Genomic DNA, 16,847 nt, shown 5'->3' on the forward strand with positions numbered 1-16,847 from the left:
AATTAAAAAGTAGTAGATGAATCAACCTTTAGCATACGTTCATCCAGGTGCAAAAATTGCCAAAAATGTTGTTGTAGAACCTTTTACAACCATTCACAACAATGTCATCATTGGAGAAGGAACTTGGATTGGGTCCAACGTAACCATTATGGAAGGAGCACGAATTGGAAAAAACTGTAATATTTTTCCAGGTTCGGTAATCTCAGCACCACCACAAGATTTAAAATACCAAGGAGAAGATACCATTGCTGAAATAGGAGACAATACTACCATACGAGAATGTGTAACCATTAACAAAGGAACTACAGATCGTATGAAAACCAAAATTGGGAAAAACTGCCTCATCATGGCGTATTGCCACGTTGCACACGATTGTATTGTGGGTGATAACTGTATATTTTCGAATAACAGTACCTTGGCAGGACATATTACAGTAGGCGATTATGTCATCCTTGCGGGAATGACGGCCGTACACCAATTTTGTTCCATTGGAAATCATGCGTTTGTTACAGGCGGATCGTTGGTGCGAAAAGATGTGCCACCGTATGTAAAAGCTGCACGTGAACCATTATCGTATGTCGGAATCAATTCGGTTGGATTGCGCAGACGCGGATTCACCACCGAAAAAATACGAGAAATTCAAAACATTTTCAGAATTCTCTACCAAAAAAATTACAACAATACCCAAGCTGCTGAAATCATTGAAGCAGAAATGGCAGCCACTACTGAGCGCGATGAAATATTACAATTCATCAAAAACTCACACAGAGGAATCATGAAAGGATACATTACATCAAATTAAAAAATAAAACATGGCAAGTACTTCAGATATTCGCAAAGGATTGTGCATTCGTTACAACCACGACATCTTTAAAATCATAGAATTTTTACACGTAAAACCAGGAAAAGGACCAGCATTTGTGCGCACAAAACTAAAAAGTGTTACGACAGGGAAAGTGATAGACAATACATTTTCTGCGGGACACAAAATAGACGACGTACGTGTAGAAACACACACATTTCAATACTTATACAGTGATGGAGATACGTTTCACTTTATGAACACTTCTGATTACAACCAAATCACGCTTCAAAAATCTGCCTTAGATGCGCCAGATTTACTAAAAGAAGGTGAAAATGTAAAAATTCTGATCAATTCTGAAGACAGTCTGCCATTATCAGTAGACATGCCAGCAAGTGTTATTTTAGAAGTAACACACACAGAACCAGGCGTCAAAGGAAACACCGCAACCAATGCAACAAAACCTGCAACGGTTGAAACAGGCGCAAGGGTAAATGTACCTTTATTCATCAATGAAGGTGACAAAATTAAAATTGAAACAGAAAAAGGTTCCTATATGGAACGTATAAAAGAATAATAATTAAAAAAGCGCAATAATGTACATTGCGCTTTTTTTATGTAAAAATTAACACGAATACATGAAATTTCCTAGATTATACACACTAAAAGAAATTGCTGAAATCATTGACACATCGTTTGTGGGTGACGCATCCTTTCCAGTGCATGGAATGAATGAAATTCACGTTGTAGAAGCTGGTGATATCGTTTTTGTAGATCATCCAAAGTATTATGACAAAGCGTTGGAGTCGAAAGCAACAATTGTACTCATCAACAAAGAAGTGGACTGCCCAGAAGGAAAAGCACTCTTAATTTCGGAGGATCCTTTTCGAGATTTCAATGTGTTGACAAAACATTTTAGACCGTTTCAAAACTCGTCATCGCCCATTGCACCATCGGCGCGTATCGGAGAACGCACACTGATTCAGCCAAACTGTTTTATTGGAAATAATGTAACCATTGGAGACGACTGTCTGATTCACGCAAACGTAGCAATTTATGACAATACGGTTATCGGAAACAATGTCACTATTCATTCAGGGACAGTCTTGGGAGCAGATGCTTTCTATTATAAAAAACGTCCCGAAGGTTTTGATAAATTACGCTCTGGCGGAAGAGTTGTTATAGAAGATCATGTAGATTTAGGAGCATCATGTACTATTGACAAAGGTGTGACTGGCGATACGACGATCAAAGAAGGCACAAAAATAGACAATCAAGTACATGTGGGACACGATACTGTGATTGGAAAAAAATGTCTCATCGCATCACAAACAGGAATCGCAGGTTGTGTCGTCATCGAAGATGAAGTAACGATTTGGGGACAAGTAGGAATTACAAGCGGAATCACCATAGGAGCAAAGACCGTGATTTCGGCACAATCTGGAGTCAGCAAAGGCTTAGAAGGTGGAAAAAGCTACTTCGGAACTCCTGCAGATGATTTTAGAAAAAAATACAAAGAAATTGCGTCAATTCGTCAAATACCTGAATTGATTGCACGCATAGAAAAACTAGAAGACAAGTAGTTTATTTCTCTAAAAAAGTATTTATACATAAATCTCAAAAAATACTTTACAAATACTTTAGAAAAAACTATTTTTGTTCAGCCAAAAAACAAATATCAAATGAGCGTTTTAGTAAACAAAGATTCAAAAATAATTGTTCAAGGATTTACAGGAAGTGAAGGAACATTTCATGCAGGTCAAATGATTGCCTACGGAACTAACGTAGTTGGTGGTGTAACGCCAGGAAAAGGTGGACAAACACACCTTGACAAACCCGTTTTTAACACAGTTTCTGAAGCTGTGGAAAAAGTAGGAGCAGACACAACTATCATTTTTGTGCCGCCAGCATTTGCTGCCGATGCGATTATGGAAGCTGCCGATGCGGGAATTAAAGTAATCATCACGATCACGGAAGGAATTCCTGTAGCTGACATGACAAAAGTTGCTGCATACATTGAAAATAAAGACTGTCGTTTAGTAGGGCCTAACTGTCCAGGTGTCATTACGCCAGGAGAAGCAAAAGTTGGAATCATGCCAGGATTTGTTTTTAAAGAAGGTAAAGTAGGAATTGTTTCTAAATCAGGAACGTTGACATACGAAGCTGCGGATCAAGTAGTAAAACAAGGATTAGGAATTACGACTGCGATCGGAATTGGTGGAGATCCAATCATTGGAACTACCACAAAAGAAGCGGTTGAATTATTAATCAACGATTCTGAAACTGAATGTGTCGTAATGATCGGTGAAATTGGTGGACAATTAGAAGCAGATGCGGCTAAATGGTACCAAGCAAGCGGAAGCAAAAAGCCAGTTGTTGGTTTTATTGCAGGAGAAACCGCACCCGCAGGACGTACCATGGGACATGCAGGAGCAATTGTTGGGGGAGCTGATGATACAGCAGAAGCAAAGAAGAGAATTATGCGCGAATGTGGAATTCATGTAGTAGATTCGCCAGCAGAAATTGGAAAGAAAGTAGCAGAAGTAATGGCGTAAGTTCATTTCTCATACATATACAAAGCGCATTGCCAAACTATTGATAATGCGCTTTTTTTTGATAATACTTTTGTGTTACAGATTTTATTTGTAAATTAAGTAAGAAATTTAATATAAATAAAACTACCATGAAAAAAAGAAATTTAAAAAGTCTAGCATTAAACAAGAAATCCATTTCTAAATTAGGAATCCAAAACGGAATTGTCGGCGGATTTAAAACAGAATCATGTCCAGACGCAGGAATTTGTTGTCCAACACATGACTCAGCGTGTCCGACACATGATTGTACTGGAGGAGGAACTACGAATCCACCAGGCACACAAACCTGTAATCTTGCATGCAACCAAGAAACAATTTCTTGTCCAGGTGCTGGAATTTGCTAAGTAACACTAGTTTTCTAAAAAGTTGACAAGTTTCGTTTTTTAAAAGGTTAAATTGTTAAAAAACAATTACTTATAAGTAAAACTATTGCTTATGATTTATAAATTCAAAGAACGATTCCTTTTAAAAGTAAACTTAGACATGTACTTTTAACTTGTTATTTGTTTAGTAATTCTTTTACTAATGAAATAACAACCATGAAAAAAGTAAAGAAGCTGCCTCATAATTTGAGACAGCTTCTTTTAGTATATTCCGTAATAAAAAAATTATCCTTTCACTTTGGTACGCATATTTTCATTTAAAAATGTGATCATAGAATTGTAAAAATCAAAACGATTTTCTTCATTTCTAAATCCGTGACCTTCATTTTCTTTCAGCATATATTCGACAGTCACACCATTATCACGCAATGCTTTTACCATTTGATCAGATTCTGCCTGAACTACACGTGGATCGTTTGCTCCTTGTGCCACAAATAATGCTGCTTTAATCTTATCTACATGAAACACAGGACTATTTTGTCTCATCATAATGCTATCTTTCGTATTTGGATCGCCCACCATTTCGTATAACATTTTCTTATAAGGTTCCCAATATGGAGGAATGGTTTCCATAAACGTGAATAAGTTTGAAACACCTACGTAATCAACCGCTGCTGCATATAAATCGGGCGTGTTGGTAATTCCTGCTAGTGTCGCATAACCACCGTAACTTCCGCCGTAAATCGCGATTCTATCTTTATCAGCAATGCCTTCTTTAATCAGCCATTGTACACCATCGGTAATATCGTTTTGCATTTCCTGTCCCCATTTCTTAAAAGAACTTTCCCAAAACTTCTTTCCATAACCCGTAGAACCTCTAAAATTCATTTGTAAAACCGCAAAACCTCTGTTTGCTAAAAACTGTACTTCTGGATTGAATCCCCAATTATCACGCGCCCAAGGACCACCATGCGGATTTACCACCACAGGCAAGTTCTCAGCTTTTACACCAACCGGTAAGGTTAAATATCCGTGAATCGTTAAGCCATCTCTAGATGTGTAGGAGATAGGTTTCATACTTGCCATGTGTTCAGCATTGATCCAAGGACTTAAATCTGCCAAATGCTTTAAATCTTCTGTTGTTGTATCATAAAAATAATACGTTCCTCGTGTTTTATCGTTTCCAACATAGATTAAAAATTTGTCTTCACTTTTATTGCTTGATGCGATATAATATGTGTTGTCTGCACCTAATTTTTCCTCTAACATCTTAAAAAGATTCTCGGCGTCTTTATCTAAAAACTTTCTGTTAAGTTTTGCTCTTGTATAGTTGATGAAAGTAGGCACTTTTCTTTTTGGAGAATATGAAATACCGCTTACATCCACTTCGGTATCCATAAAAATTTCTTCAATTTCTTTATTTTCTTTCAAATCGTATTTTACAACAGCGGCTTTGTCTCTTCCTAAGTTAGAAACGGCATACACAACATCTCCATTGTCAAAATCAAAATACTGAGGCGCTAACGTTTGCTTAAAATTTGTTGTCATTACTTCTTTAAATGGAGCATCTTCCGTTGGTCTATACAATATGGTATTATCTACACCGTTGGTCATGTACGCCAAACGCAATTTTCCATCATGATCAGTTTGCCAACCCGTAATATTTCCAGGGTTTTCGTATAATATTTCCAATGCTCCCGTATTGATGTTCAAGCGATACGGATCATAAACTTGTGGAATTCTTTTGTTCAATCCAACAATCATTTCGGCTTCATTTTCATCAAGCGAATCAATAATTTCGCATCGAACACCCTCAAAAGGTGTCAAATCTTTTTCGTTGGTTCCATCTTTATTTACGGCAAAAATGTGAAAATTTTCATTTCCGCCTTTATCTCTTGCGTATACCAATCGGTCGTTATTTGCCCAGAAATATCCTGCAAGGTCACGATCTTCAACGCTAGTAACTCGTATAACGTCGTCACTTCCTATTTTTTGTACGTGAATGTTCATTCGGTCTTTATATGGCGCTAAGTAGGCCAAATATTCACCGTTTGGAGATAAATTAAACGATGTTTTTTCAGAATTCTTAAAAAAATCTTTAACAGAAATTTTTGGAGCGGGTTTCATTTCTACAAGTTCAGGTTGTTTTTTGGTTTCCTCGGTACATGCCATAAAAAGCATCACTAAAGAAAAAAGCAGTAGTTTTCTCATGATTTTGTTTTTTGTATGATATCCTTATATGACGAAAAATGGAATGTCTTGTTACACTATTTGAAACATTTTTATAAAATTAGCGGTAACTCTTAGTTTTTTATGATAAATTTATAACCTATTCAATGTGAAATTAATAACATTGAATCCCTTGATTATTTTATAAAGAATCCTAAAACGAACTATTGCAAACCTAACTATTCTAAGTATATTTGAATCAAATAAAATCAACCAATACATACGTATGAAATTACTAGAAGGCAAAACAGCCATCATTACAGGCGCGAGTAGAGGAATAGGTAAAGGAATAGCACAAGTATTTGCGGCACATGGCGCAAATGTTGCGTTTACATACAGTTCTTCCGTAGAAGCTGCCAATGAATTAGAAAAAGAACTAAACGGATTAGGCATAAAAGCGAAAGGATATCAAAGCAATGCAGCCGATTTTCAACAAGCACAAGAGTTAGCCGCAGAAGTATTAAAAGACTTTGGCTCGATTGATGTATTAATCAATAATGCAGGAATCACGAAAGATAATTTGTTGATGCGTATTTCAGAGGAAGATTTTGACAAAGTAATAGAAGTCAACCTAAAGTCCGTTTTCAACATGACCAAAGCGGTACAACGCACCATGTTAAAACAACGAAAAGGATCTATTATAAACATGAGTTCTGTAGTTGGAGTCAAAGGAAATGCTGGGCAAACAAATTACGCCGCTTCCAAAGCAGGAATTATTGGTTTTTCAAAATCGGTAGCGTTGGAATTGGGATCCAGAAATATTCGTAGCAACGTGATTGCACCAGGTTTTATAGAAACAGAAATGACAGGAAAATTGCCTGAAGATGTCGTAAAAGGTTGGAGAGCCGCAATTCCGTTAAAAAGAGGAGGAACACCCGAAGATGTAGCCAATACCTGTGTGTTTCTTGCAAGCGATATGTCAGCATACATCACTGGGCAAGTGCTCAATGTGGATGGCGGCATGTTAACATAGAAAATCACTAATACAAACAATATGAAAAAAGCACTTCTTTTAATGACAGTTTTCTTGCTGTCAATCAACGCTGTAAACGCTCAAGATTGGGAAAAGTATAAAGCAGAAGACTTAGAATTTGTTGCGTACTATCCTGCTGAACCAAAAAGAACAGTACAAAAAGTATCAACAGCTGTCGGAGAATTAGACATGCACATGATTATGTATGCACCAACTTCTGGCGATGACAATGCGGTATATTCTGTAATTCGCTCAGACTATCCCGAAGAACAATTCAAAAATGCAGATGATGACTATAATGCTTCTGTTTTAGATGGAGCTGTAAAAGGAGCGGTTTCTAATGTAAAAGGCTTTTTAAACTTTGATCATCCTGTTAAATTCAATGGATACCCAGGCAGAAGCATCAAAATTCAAATGGAAGGCGGTTTTATTTACATCAATGCGTATCTCGTAGAAAACTCAATGTTCATTACGCAAGTAATTTGCACGGCAGATAAAGACCATAATGATAGTATTTATCGCTTTCTAAAATCTTTTGAACTTATAAAAACAAAGTAAATATTAATAATGAAGAATAATTTTTTATCGTTATGCTTTTTTCTATGCTTTATAACGATGACAACAGCTCAAATCCGTATTGGAAATTTTTACATTGCAGGAAAACACAAAAAATTAAGTAAAAAAACTGTAGAAAAATTTAAAAACACGACTACCTATTTTATTTTTAATGAAGATAATAAAAATTACACAAGATCTGATTACAAAACATTATTAGACGAAGTTTGGACATTTACACCTTATGAAATAATAGAAGAGAAAGATATGTATGATATCTTTAAACCTGGAGTAGCTTTCGCTAGATTTATTAGCTTTTCTATTACTAGATTTGGTAAATATGGCGCTTCCACAAGTTCCTATCATGTGATAGATTTTTCGGTCATAAAAAAAATAACGAAAGACAAAGTAAAGAAAGGGAAGCGAATTTTTCAATGGAAAGATGATCGTGTAGCAGCCATATACTTTACGCCCGATATCTCATCCAGACAGCAAATTGTTTCAGGTAAAGATTCTATTTCTGGAAATTTGATGAATTACAAACTTGGATATATTAAAAACTACTTTCAGTTTATTAACAGTAGTTTAGAGAAGAAAGAGAGTTTTAATATGTTTGATGATTCCATCGATAAAGAAAAAATAGGAGAACTAAAAAATAAAACACTATACATTTCGGAAAATTTCATTTATTCCTATTCACCGCATAAAATTGATGAGAAAGATGAACAAATGACTCCCGAAAAACTATTTGAAGATTACCAGTATTCATACAAAGTAATCTCTGATGAAGAATTAAATAATAAAATACTGAACAATGAAGATTTTTACTATTTAATGTACAATCAAAATGTAAGTGTGAAGGTATACTCTATTGTCAATGGAAAAACGGGAGATATTATATTTTCAAAATATAAATCTATGTCATACAATCTCAAGCCTAAGAACTTAAAAGAAATATCAAAAAAAATATCAAAAAACTAACAATTGTCTAATACGACCATAGCATACATTTGTATCGCAATAATAATATCAGCACTTGTTGCGATATTTCACTATTATTACAAAACGAAAAAACGCACTAAAAAACTAGTGCTTTTTTCGTTTTTGAGATTTTTAAGTGTTTTTGCACTATTATTGCTCATTATCAATCCAAAATTTAAACAAAAAAGTTACTACACGGAAAAACCTGTTTTAACGATTGCGGTGGACAATTCTTCTTCCATAGCAGAATTGGGTTATGACGAAAAAGTCACGACAATTGTTGGACAATTAAAAAACTCCAAAGAATTGCAAGATAAATTTGAGATTGATACCTATACTTTCTCAAAAAAATTAGAAGAAAGCGATTCTATCAACTTTACAGGAACGCAAACAAACATTAGCAAAGCGTTAAAAGACCTTAATAATCTCTACAAAGACGCCATTGCACCTACGATTCTCATTACAGATGGAAACCAAACCTATGGAAACGATTATCAGTTTCTATCATCCAAAATAAAACAACCGATATTTCCTGTTGTTGCTGGCGATACAACCACTTTTGTGGATTTAAAAATTGATCAGTTAAACGCAAATAAATACGCATACCTAAAAAATAAATTTCCTGTAGAAGTGATTGCGACGTATACTGGAAATGAAACGGTTCAAACGAATTTAGTGCTGACCGCAAATGGAAAACGTTTGGCAAGCAAAGCCTTGACGTTTTCGCCAACAGACAATTCTAAAGTGGTGAATTTGAATATTTCGGCAACCAAAATTGGCGTACAAACCTTGCGTGCTACGTTAACGCCTTTAGAAGCTGAAAAAAACACCCAAAACAATTCGCGCTATTTCGCCGTAGAAGTGATTGATCAGAAAGTAAAAATTGCGTTAGTTTCTGAAATCATTCATCCCGATTTAGGCGCACTCAAGAAAAGTTTAGAAAGTAACGAATTGCGCGGAGTAGACATTTTAAAACCGAATGAAGCTTCTGGCAGACTCAATGAATATCAGTTAGTAATTCTGTATCAACCAAACACAAAGTTTCAAAAAGTATATGAAAACAGTCAACGTTTAGAAAAAAACACGTTTACCATTACAGGAACGCAAACCGATTGGAACTTTCTAAACGACATCCAAACCAGTTTTCGCAAAGACGATTTGCAAGAACGGGAAGAAGTACAAGGACAACTCAATCCCAATTATGCCAACTTCTTAATTGATAATATTGACTTCTCAGACTATCCACCACTCGAAAATGCTTTTGGCGAAGTAGAATTCAACGTAGCCCATGAAATCATTCTAACGCAAATCATTTCAGGTGTTTCTACAAAATCAGCCTTGTTGGCAACCTATACTGATAACAACAAACGTGCTGCAATTTTAGCAGGAGAAAACATCTGGAAATGGCGCGCCAACAGTTTTTTAGCACAAGAAAACTTTATCGAATTTGACACCTTTCTAGGGAAATTAGTGCAATATCTAGCATCGAATAAAAAACGAGAACGTTTAACCGTTGGATACGAATCGTTTTACTATGGAAATCGTGAAATTCAACTCACAGCACAATACTTCAATCCTTCGTATGAATTTGATGCGAATGCCAATCTCACCGCAATTATCAAAAACAAGGACACGGATGAAACTACTACATATCCAATGTTGCTAAACACAGGTTTTTATACGGTCGATTTAAACAATTTGCCGCCAGCATCGTATGATTTTACAGTACGCGCGGAAGGCAAAAATATCCGCAAATCGGGAAGTTTTAAAATCTTAGAATTTGACATCGAAAAACAATTCTTAAACGCTGATACAAATCGTTTACAAGCGATTGCCGCGAAAACAAACGGAAAAGCATTTCATATTAATGACAATTCTCAAAACATAATTTCTGAAATAATTAACGATCAACGCTTCAAAACAATTGAGAAAAGTAACGAAAAGGTCGTATCTTTGATAGATTGGAAATACTTGCTTGCATTGATAGCAGTATTCTTGGCATTAGAGTGGTTTTTGAGAAAATACTTTGGCTTGATTTAATAACGTGATATACAGATAATACAAGTACATAAAAGCTATTCGTGCATTCAAATTACAAGTAAAATCAATCTCAAATCATTCAATCATTGACACAGAATTTTTGATTCAAAATGTAACAAAACGTAGCTCCAATACACATATCAATAATTTGTTTTGCGATTTTTTCATCAACAAAAACATGAAAATTGAAGTTGTGATTCAATAAAACGAAAAATAAACACTAAAAAATAATCAAAAACTAAAAAAAATGGACAAATTACCTAAAATTGGAATTCCAATATTAATCATTGTAATTGTAGCAATTGTACTTATAGCAAAATCTGCGGTAACAATAAACTCTGGAGAAGCAGGTGTATTATTTAAAACCTTTGGTGATGGTGTGGTAACTGATGAACCACCAATGGGAGAAGGTTTCCATATTGTAGCACCTTGGAACAAGGTTTACATTTATGAAGTACGTCAACAAGAGCTTTTTGAAAAAATGAAGGTATTATCTTCAAATGGATTAGAAATACAAATTGATGCATCTGCTTGGTATGAGCCAGTATATAATCAATTAGGGAATCTACACCAGTCATTAGGACAAGGGTATTTACAGCGTGTAATACAACCAGCTATTCGCAGTGCCGCAAGAAGTGTTATTGGACGTTATACTCCAGATGATCTGTATTCAACGAAACGTGATGCAATTCAGGTTGAAATTTATGAAGAAACCAAGAAAATACTTGACAAACAATATGTGCAATTAAATGAGGTATTGGTGCGAGATGTAACTTTGCCTCCAACAATTAAAGAAGCAATTGAGCGTAAATTAAAGCAGGAGCAAGAATCTTTAGAATATGAATTTAGACTGGTAACAGCTCAAAAAGAAGCTGAAAAAGTACGTATTGAAGCGCAAGGTAAAGCAGATGCAAACAAAATTTTAAGTACGTCACTTACGGACAAGATTCTTCAAGACAAAGGAATTGAAGCAACAATAAAACTATCTGAATCTCCAAATAGCAAAGTAATTGTAATTGGTTCTGGAGACAGCGGATTGCCTTTAATTCTAGGAGGAAATCAGTAAAATAGGAATACATAAAACATAAAAAAAGGGAAACTGGCTTAAAGTTTCCCTTTTTTAATTCTGAGTAATTCTAGGTATGGAGGAAGCTATAATCATTTAGCCAACCTAAAAGCGTTTGAATATTTTACAATATCTTATTTCTTAGAACTGAGTCGTTTGCTAAAATCGGTATCGCCACCTTTTTTCAACACAACAGCTTGTCCTTTCCAATCGTCACGTTCAATTCTTCCTGGAAAAAAGGAAATCAATTCAGTTACGGTTTGTATATCTTCAAGTGTAAACTTACTAATCTGATCAAACGTATAAATTCCAATAGCGTTCAATTTCTCTTCAATAAAAGGACCAACACCTTTAATGCGTTTCAAATCATCTTTCTGAGAAGCATCGGCAACGCCAAAACTGTCAAAATTTAATGGAGAATTCGCAGTATCTACAGAAGCCACATCATCATTCGAATCAACTGCTTTTCCTGAACGTTCTCGTGTTTTCCTAGCACGCACTCCTTTAGATGGCGCATAATTGGTATTAATATAGTCTCCTTTCTTCGACTTTTCAGCCGCGAGTAATTTCTCATATTTTCGCTTCGATTTCCGCTTTCCAAAAATCCAGCCGATCAAAAAACAACCAAATCCAATCAAGAATACACTAAAATATTCCCAACCAGAAACAGGAGCCAAGCTTTGTAAAAATATAGATGACATATAATTTGTTAGTATTAGTCAGTTAGTATTCGTTATCTATAATTAATTATTTGTAATATTTATCTCAATACGTCTGTTCAATCGTTGTCCTTCCAAAGTCGCATTCGGAGCAATTGGAGTTGTTTCGCCTTTCGAAGAAATCGTCAATCTATGTTCCTCAATTCCTTGCGAAATAAAATAGTTCATCACACTTTTAGCACGTTCTTTTCCAAACCACATATTTGCTTCTGCGTCACCATTACTGTCTGTATGACCAATAATTTTAACACTTTTTGTTGGATTCTTGGCTAAATAATTTTTCAATTCTAATGCATACGCATTCAAAGTATTATCTGGTTTGAATGTTTTTGAACCAAAACCCGCGTACAAAATCTTAGAAGCAATGCCTTTATCAATAGCCTTCATGCGTTCTTCGGACATTTGTTGATATTCGTACGCAAATCCTTTTTCATACTGATCATTCGCTGCAAATGTAAAATCCTCTTGTTTGGTTTGCATCACCACACGATCGGTATTCATTCCAAAATCGGCCAATCGTTGCTTGAGTTGATCATTTCGAGAAAGTGCTACTGCGCCATCTTCTGCTTTGCTAAAAAAGGAAGTAACCACCATTTCTTCCTGTTGATTTGTATTCAAATACTCAAAAAAAGATTGCAACGGATTCGAAACAGAATCCATCAATGAAATAGTAGCCGCATTTTTAGTAATCGAAAATGGTAAAAAAGAAAGTGGTTTTTTTACAGGAATTTCTTTGAAAACCTTAATTGTGTCTATGACTACAGGAGTCTCGACCTCACAAAGGTTCTTTACATTGCATTCGTAATAACGAACACCAAAGTAAAGCCAAGTACAAAAAAGTACAAAGGCGATCAAAAAATGTTTCATAGGTGGGCTGACTATTAAGTCCTTAAAATTAGGAATTCATTTTTGATATCACAATTATAAAGAGCAAAAAAAAACCTGTAAAGCACATATTATCGACAAAAAGCACAAAATAATTTTAAAAAAGACTTGCAGGCAATGAAAAATATTAATTACATTTGCATCAAATAAAAATAAATATGCCTTACACACAATTACATCACCATCATTTTCATACTTGCCCTCAAGCGAGCTGTTAGTGTATTGATGTAATAAACAATATATTAAAAACCCGTTTGAGTACATCAAGCGGGTTTTTTCATGCCCAGTTTTTGTACTCAAGCACAACAAAATAACAATGAAGAAGTTAAAAATTGCTATTCAAAAATCGGGACGACTCAACCAAGATTCGCTCAAAATTCTAAAAGACTGCGGAATTTCCATCGACAACGGAAAAGATCAACTGAAAGCGTCTGCGCGAAACTTTCCACTAGAAGTATTCTATCTCAGAAATGGCGACATTCCACAATACTTGCGTGATGGCGTTGTAGACATCGCAATTATAGGTGAAAACGTATTGATCGAAAAAGGAGCAAACATCACCATTGCCGAAAAACTCGGATTCTCCAAATGTAAAGTCTCACTGGCAATTCCAAAAGGACAAACGTATAATTCTGTCAAAGACTTTGAAGGCAAGCGCATCGCAACTTCCTATCCAGAAACCGTGAAGCAATACCTCAAAGGAAAAGGTGTCAATGCAGAATTGCACATCATCAACGGTTCTGTGGAAATTGCACCAAACATCGGACTTGCCGATGCTATTTGCGATATTGTTTCCAGTGGAAGCACGCTTTTCAAAAACAATCTCAAAGAAGTAGAAGTCATGCTAAAAAGTGAAGCGGTTTTGGCAGTTTCTCCAAAAATAGATGCAGCACGTCAAACACTACTTGAAAAACTTCAATTCAGAATTCAATCCGTATTAACGGCACGTTCTTCCAAATACATCTTACTCAACGCGCCAAACGACAAAATAGACGCGATTAGCAACATTTTGCCAGTCTTAAAAAGTCCTACCATTCTTCCGTTAGCGCAAGAAGGTTGGAGTTCATTACACTCGGTAATCAAAAAAGAAGATTTTTGGGAGGTCATTGACGAACTCAAAGCCAATGGCGCTGAAGGAATCTTAGTATGTCCAATCGAAAAAATGGTACTCTAATGAACAAAATATTCAATCCACAACCGAACACTTGGGCAAGCATTTTAGAACGTCCAACGCAAACTGTAGACGACATTGAAGCTACAGTTTCGCAAATATTCTCAGAAGTACAAAAAAATGGCGATCAGGCAATCAAAAAATATACTTCGTTCTTTGACAATGTTGTGTTAGATACTCTAGTTGTCAGTCAAGTTGAAATGGACGCTGCTTCAAAAAACGTTTCAGAAAATCTAAAAGCAGCCATCGCTATCGCAAAGGCAAATATTACTTCGTTTCACAATGCACAAAAAACCGACAGAATAACGATAGAAACAACTCAGGGCGTATACTGTTGGCAAGAAAAAAGAGCCATTCAAAAAGTGGGACTGTATATTCCGGGCGGCACAGCACCATTATTTTCTACAATACTAATGCTCGCCATTCCTGCTACAATTGCAGGTTGTAACGAAATCATATTGTGTACGCCACCAAACAAAGAAGGCAGCGTAAATCCAGCAATATTGTATACAGCACAATTGTGCGGAATCACTAAAATCTACAAAGTTGGCGGTATTCAAGCTGTTGCCGGAATGACATTTGGAACAGAAACCATCTCAAAAGTGTACAAAATCTTTGGTCCAGGAAACCAATTTGTCACAGTTGCCAAACAACTCGCTACCAAATACGGAGTTGCTATTGACATGCCAGCAGGACCAAGTGAATTACTCGTTGTAGCAGACGATTCAGCAAATCCAGCCTTTGTGGCTTCCGATTTATTAAGTCAGGCAGAACATGGAACGGACAGTCAAGTGATTTTAGTAACAACCTCTGAGAAGGTTCTCACGGAAGTGGAAAAAGCAATAGAAATACAGCTAAACGTCTTGCCACGAAAAGAAATTGCGACCAAAGCGATTGACAATTCCAAACTGATTTATGTAGAAAACGATCAAATTGCACTCGATTTAATCAACGAATACGGACCAGAACACTTTATTGTATGTGTTAAAGATGAAGATTTCTACACCAACGGAATTCAAAATGCAGGTTCGGTCTTTGTAGGGAATTACACACCAGAAAGTGCAGGCGATTATGCTTCAGGAACCAATCACACGCTGCCAACTAACGGTTATGCAAAAGCATATTCAGGCGTGAATTTAGCAAGTTTTCAAAAAAGTGTCACTTTTCAAAAAATAACCGAAACTGGTATTCAAAATATTGGAAACGCCATCGAACTTATGGCGGAAGCAGAAGGTTTACAAGCACACAAAAACGCTGTCACATTACGTTTAGAAAGTCTAAAATAAAACATTCTGTCACATCGAGCGCAGTCGAGATGCGTTTGACACACTAATTAAAGTAAAAATGAACACATTCAATATAAATTCTCTCATCAGAGACAACATAAAAACACTAAAACCTTATTCTTCCGCAAGAGACGAATACAAAGCTACTGGGACAGATATGGTATTTTTAGATGCCAACGAAAATCCGTATGAAAATGGTGTCAATCGCTATCCAGATCCGAAGCAGTCAGCCGTAAAAGTTGCGTTGGCGAAAGTCAAAAATTGCAATCCAGCAAATATGGTATTGGGAAATGGAAGTGATGAAATTCTCGATTTAATTTTCAGAGCATTCTGTGAACCAAAACAAGACAATATCATCACGTTACCACCAACGTATGGAATGTACAAGGTATTGGCTGGCGTAAACGATGTAAAAGTCAGAGAAGTGTTCCTAACAGCAGCATTTCAACCGAATGTTGACAACATACTAAGCGCAGCAGATGAAAATAGTAAAATTCTCTTTCTCTGTTCGCCAAACAATCCTACAGGAAACAGTTTCAGCAACGAAGCTGTAGAAAAATTACTCAAAGAATTCAACGGAATTATAGTGATCGATGAAGCATATACAGACTTTTCTAGTCAGGAAAGTTGGTTGAATCGACTAGAAGAATTTCCAAACCTAATCATTACACAAACGCTGTCGAAAGCGTATGGAATGGCAGGAATCAGACTTGGAATCTGTTATGCTTCGCTCACTATTGTAGATGTGTTAAATCGTATTAAACCGCCGTATAACGTGAATTTACTGACACAATACAAAGCGTTGGAGCGAATTCAAGATCAAAAAAGTGTAGCGCAAGAAATTGCCAACATTCAAAAAAACAAAGCACAATTAATAAGCGCATTGGAAAATGTGCCTTTTGTCAAAAAAATATATCCATCGGATGCGAATTTTATTTTAGTTCAAGTAGATAATGCCGATCTTCGCTACCAGCAATTAATAACCAAAGGAATCGTAATCAGAAACCGTACAACGCAACCTTTATGTGAAAATTGTTTGCGATTTACAGTGGGAACAGCTGTTGAAAATCAAAGATTAATTGCTGTATTAAAAGAAATTGAATAATTAATGCATTCATTCCTGCATGTCATATCGAGCGCAGTCGAGATATACGCTGGAATTACAAAATATACATAGATTCCTGCCTCCGCAGGAATAACAAAGAAAAAACGATGAGATTCCT

The 16,847-nt window shown here is 35.9% G+C and carries 16 protein-coding genes; 13 read left to right on the forward strand and 3 right to left on the reverse strand.

Going from position 1 to position 16,847, the window contains the following annotated elements; all coding sequences use genetic code 11:
* The first annotated feature begins 16 nt into the window (after window positions 1-16).
* From lpxA to KORDIASMS9_RS16860, 5 genes are all read left to right on the forward strand, one after another.
* Window positions 17-802 carry an acyl-ACP--UDP-N-acetylglucosamine O-acyltransferase gene (gene lpxA / locus KORDIASMS9_RS16840; protein WP_114903955.1) on the forward strand — a complete coding sequence of 262 codons (786 nt, stop codon included), beginning with the start codon at window positions 17-19 and terminating at the stop codon, window positions 800-802.
* Between the two features lie 10 nt (window positions 803-812).
* The gene (gene efp, locus KORDIASMS9_RS16845; protein WP_114903956.1) at window positions 813-1,379 is read left to right on the forward strand and encodes an elongation factor P; all 567 of its coding nucleotides are present in this window, start codon (window positions 813-815) and stop codon (window positions 1,377-1,379) included.
* 61 nt (window positions 1,380-1,440) lie between these two features.
* Window positions 1,441-2,385: a UDP-3-O-(3-hydroxymyristoyl)glucosamine N-acyltransferase gene (locus tag KORDIASMS9_RS16850; protein ID WP_114903957.1), complete on the forward strand. Its 945-nt coding sequence runs from the start codon at window positions 1,441-1,443 to the stop codon at window positions 2,383-2,385.
* 99 nt (window positions 2,386-2,484) lie between these two features.
* Entirely contained in the window at window positions 2,485-3,357 is an 873-nt protein-coding gene (sucD, locus tag KORDIASMS9_RS16855) for a succinate--CoA ligase subunit alpha (RefSeq protein WP_114903958.1), read from the forward strand.
* 128 nt (window positions 3,358-3,485) lie between these two features.
* On the forward strand, window positions 3,486-3,740 hold the full coding sequence (locus tag KORDIASMS9_RS16860; RefSeq protein WP_114903959.1) for a hypothetical protein: 255 nt from the start codon (window positions 3,486-3,488) through the stop codon (window positions 3,738-3,740).
* 264 nt (window positions 3,741-4,004) lie between these two features.
* On the opposite strand, the gene KORDIASMS9_RS16865 is transcribed toward KORDIASMS9_RS16860, so the two are convergent.
* On the reverse strand, window positions 4,005-5,930 hold the full coding sequence (locus KORDIASMS9_RS16865) for a S9 family peptidase (protein WP_114903960.1): 1,926 nt from the start codon (window positions 5,928-5,930) through the stop codon (window positions 4,005-4,007).
* Between the two features lie 244 nt (window positions 5,931-6,174).
* Between KORDIASMS9_RS16865 and fabG the strand changes: the two genes are divergently transcribed.
* From fabG to KORDIASMS9_RS16890, 5 genes are all read left to right on the forward strand, one after another.
* Window positions 6,175-6,921: a 3-oxoacyl-[acyl-carrier-protein] reductase gene (fabG, locus tag KORDIASMS9_RS16870; RefSeq protein WP_114903961.1), complete on the forward strand. Its 747-nt coding sequence runs from the start codon at window positions 6,175-6,177 to the stop codon at window positions 6,919-6,921.
* 21 nt (window positions 6,922-6,942) lie between these two features.
* A complete protein-coding gene (locus KORDIASMS9_RS16875; RefSeq protein ID WP_114903962.1) occupies window positions 6,943-7,479 on the forward strand; it encodes a hypothetical protein in 537 nt (178 codons plus the stop codon).
* Window positions 7,480-7,536: 57 nt separating this feature from the next.
* Window positions 7,537-8,457, forward strand: a complete 921-nt coding sequence (locus KORDIASMS9_RS16880) for a hypothetical protein (RefSeq protein WP_114903963.1) — start codon at window positions 7,537-7,539, stop codon at window positions 8,455-8,457.
* Between the two features lie 123 nt (window positions 8,458-8,580).
* Window positions 8,581-10,497 carry a VWA domain-containing protein gene (locus tag KORDIASMS9_RS16885; RefSeq protein WP_240321074.1) on the forward strand — a complete coding sequence of 639 codons (1,917 nt, stop codon included), beginning with the start codon at window positions 8,581-8,583 and terminating at the stop codon, window positions 10,495-10,497.
* Window positions 10,498-10,744: 247 nt separating this feature from the next.
* Window positions 10,745-11,563, forward strand: a complete 819-nt coding sequence (locus KORDIASMS9_RS16890; protein WP_114903965.1) for a prohibitin family protein — start codon at window positions 10,745-10,747, stop codon at window positions 11,561-11,563.
* Between the two features lie 134 nt (window positions 11,564-11,697).
* On the opposite strand, the gene KORDIASMS9_RS16895 is transcribed toward KORDIASMS9_RS16890, so the two are convergent.
* Both KORDIASMS9_RS16895 and KORDIASMS9_RS16900 read right to left on the reverse strand, forming a co-directional pair.
* Entirely contained in the window at window positions 11,698-12,264 is a 567-nt protein-coding gene (locus KORDIASMS9_RS16895) for a hypothetical protein (RefSeq protein WP_162820012.1), read from the reverse strand.
* Between the two features lie 42 nt (window positions 12,265-12,306).
* On the reverse strand, window positions 12,307-13,149 hold the full coding sequence (locus KORDIASMS9_RS16900) for an OmpA family protein (protein WP_114903967.1): 843 nt from the start codon (window positions 13,147-13,149) through the stop codon (window positions 12,307-12,309).
* A gap of 334 nt (window positions 13,150-13,483) precedes the next feature.
* On the opposite strand from KORDIASMS9_RS16900, the gene hisG reads away from it, so the two are divergent.
* Genes hisG through hisC form a run of 3 tightly spaced genes read left to right on the forward strand, consistent with a single transcriptional unit; the run spans window position 13,484 to window position 16,729 of the window.
* Window positions 13,484-14,341 carry an ATP phosphoribosyltransferase gene (gene hisG / locus KORDIASMS9_RS16905; RefSeq protein ID WP_114903968.1) on the forward strand — a complete coding sequence of 286 codons (858 nt, stop codon included), beginning with the start codon at window positions 13,484-13,486 and terminating at the stop codon, window positions 14,339-14,341.
* Complete coding sequence (gene hisD, locus KORDIASMS9_RS16910) at window positions 14,341-15,624, forward strand: histidinol dehydrogenase (protein ID WP_114903969.1); 1,284 nt, start codon at window positions 14,341-14,343, stop codon at window positions 15,622-15,624. Before hisG ends, hisD begins: the two co-directional genes overlap by 1 nt.
* Before the next feature lie 58 nt (window positions 15,625-15,682).
* The gene (gene hisC, locus KORDIASMS9_RS16915; RefSeq protein ID WP_114903970.1) at window positions 15,683-16,729 is read left to right on the forward strand and encodes a histidinol-phosphate transaminase; all 1,047 of its coding nucleotides are present in this window, start codon (window positions 15,683-15,685) and stop codon (window positions 16,727-16,729) included.
* Window positions 16,730-16,847 lie beyond the last annotated feature (118 nt).

The sequence above is a fragment of the Kordia sp. SMS9 genome (assembly GCF_003352465.1).
GTDB lineage: Bacteria > Bacteroidota > Bacteroidia > Flavobacteriales > Flavobacteriaceae > Kordia.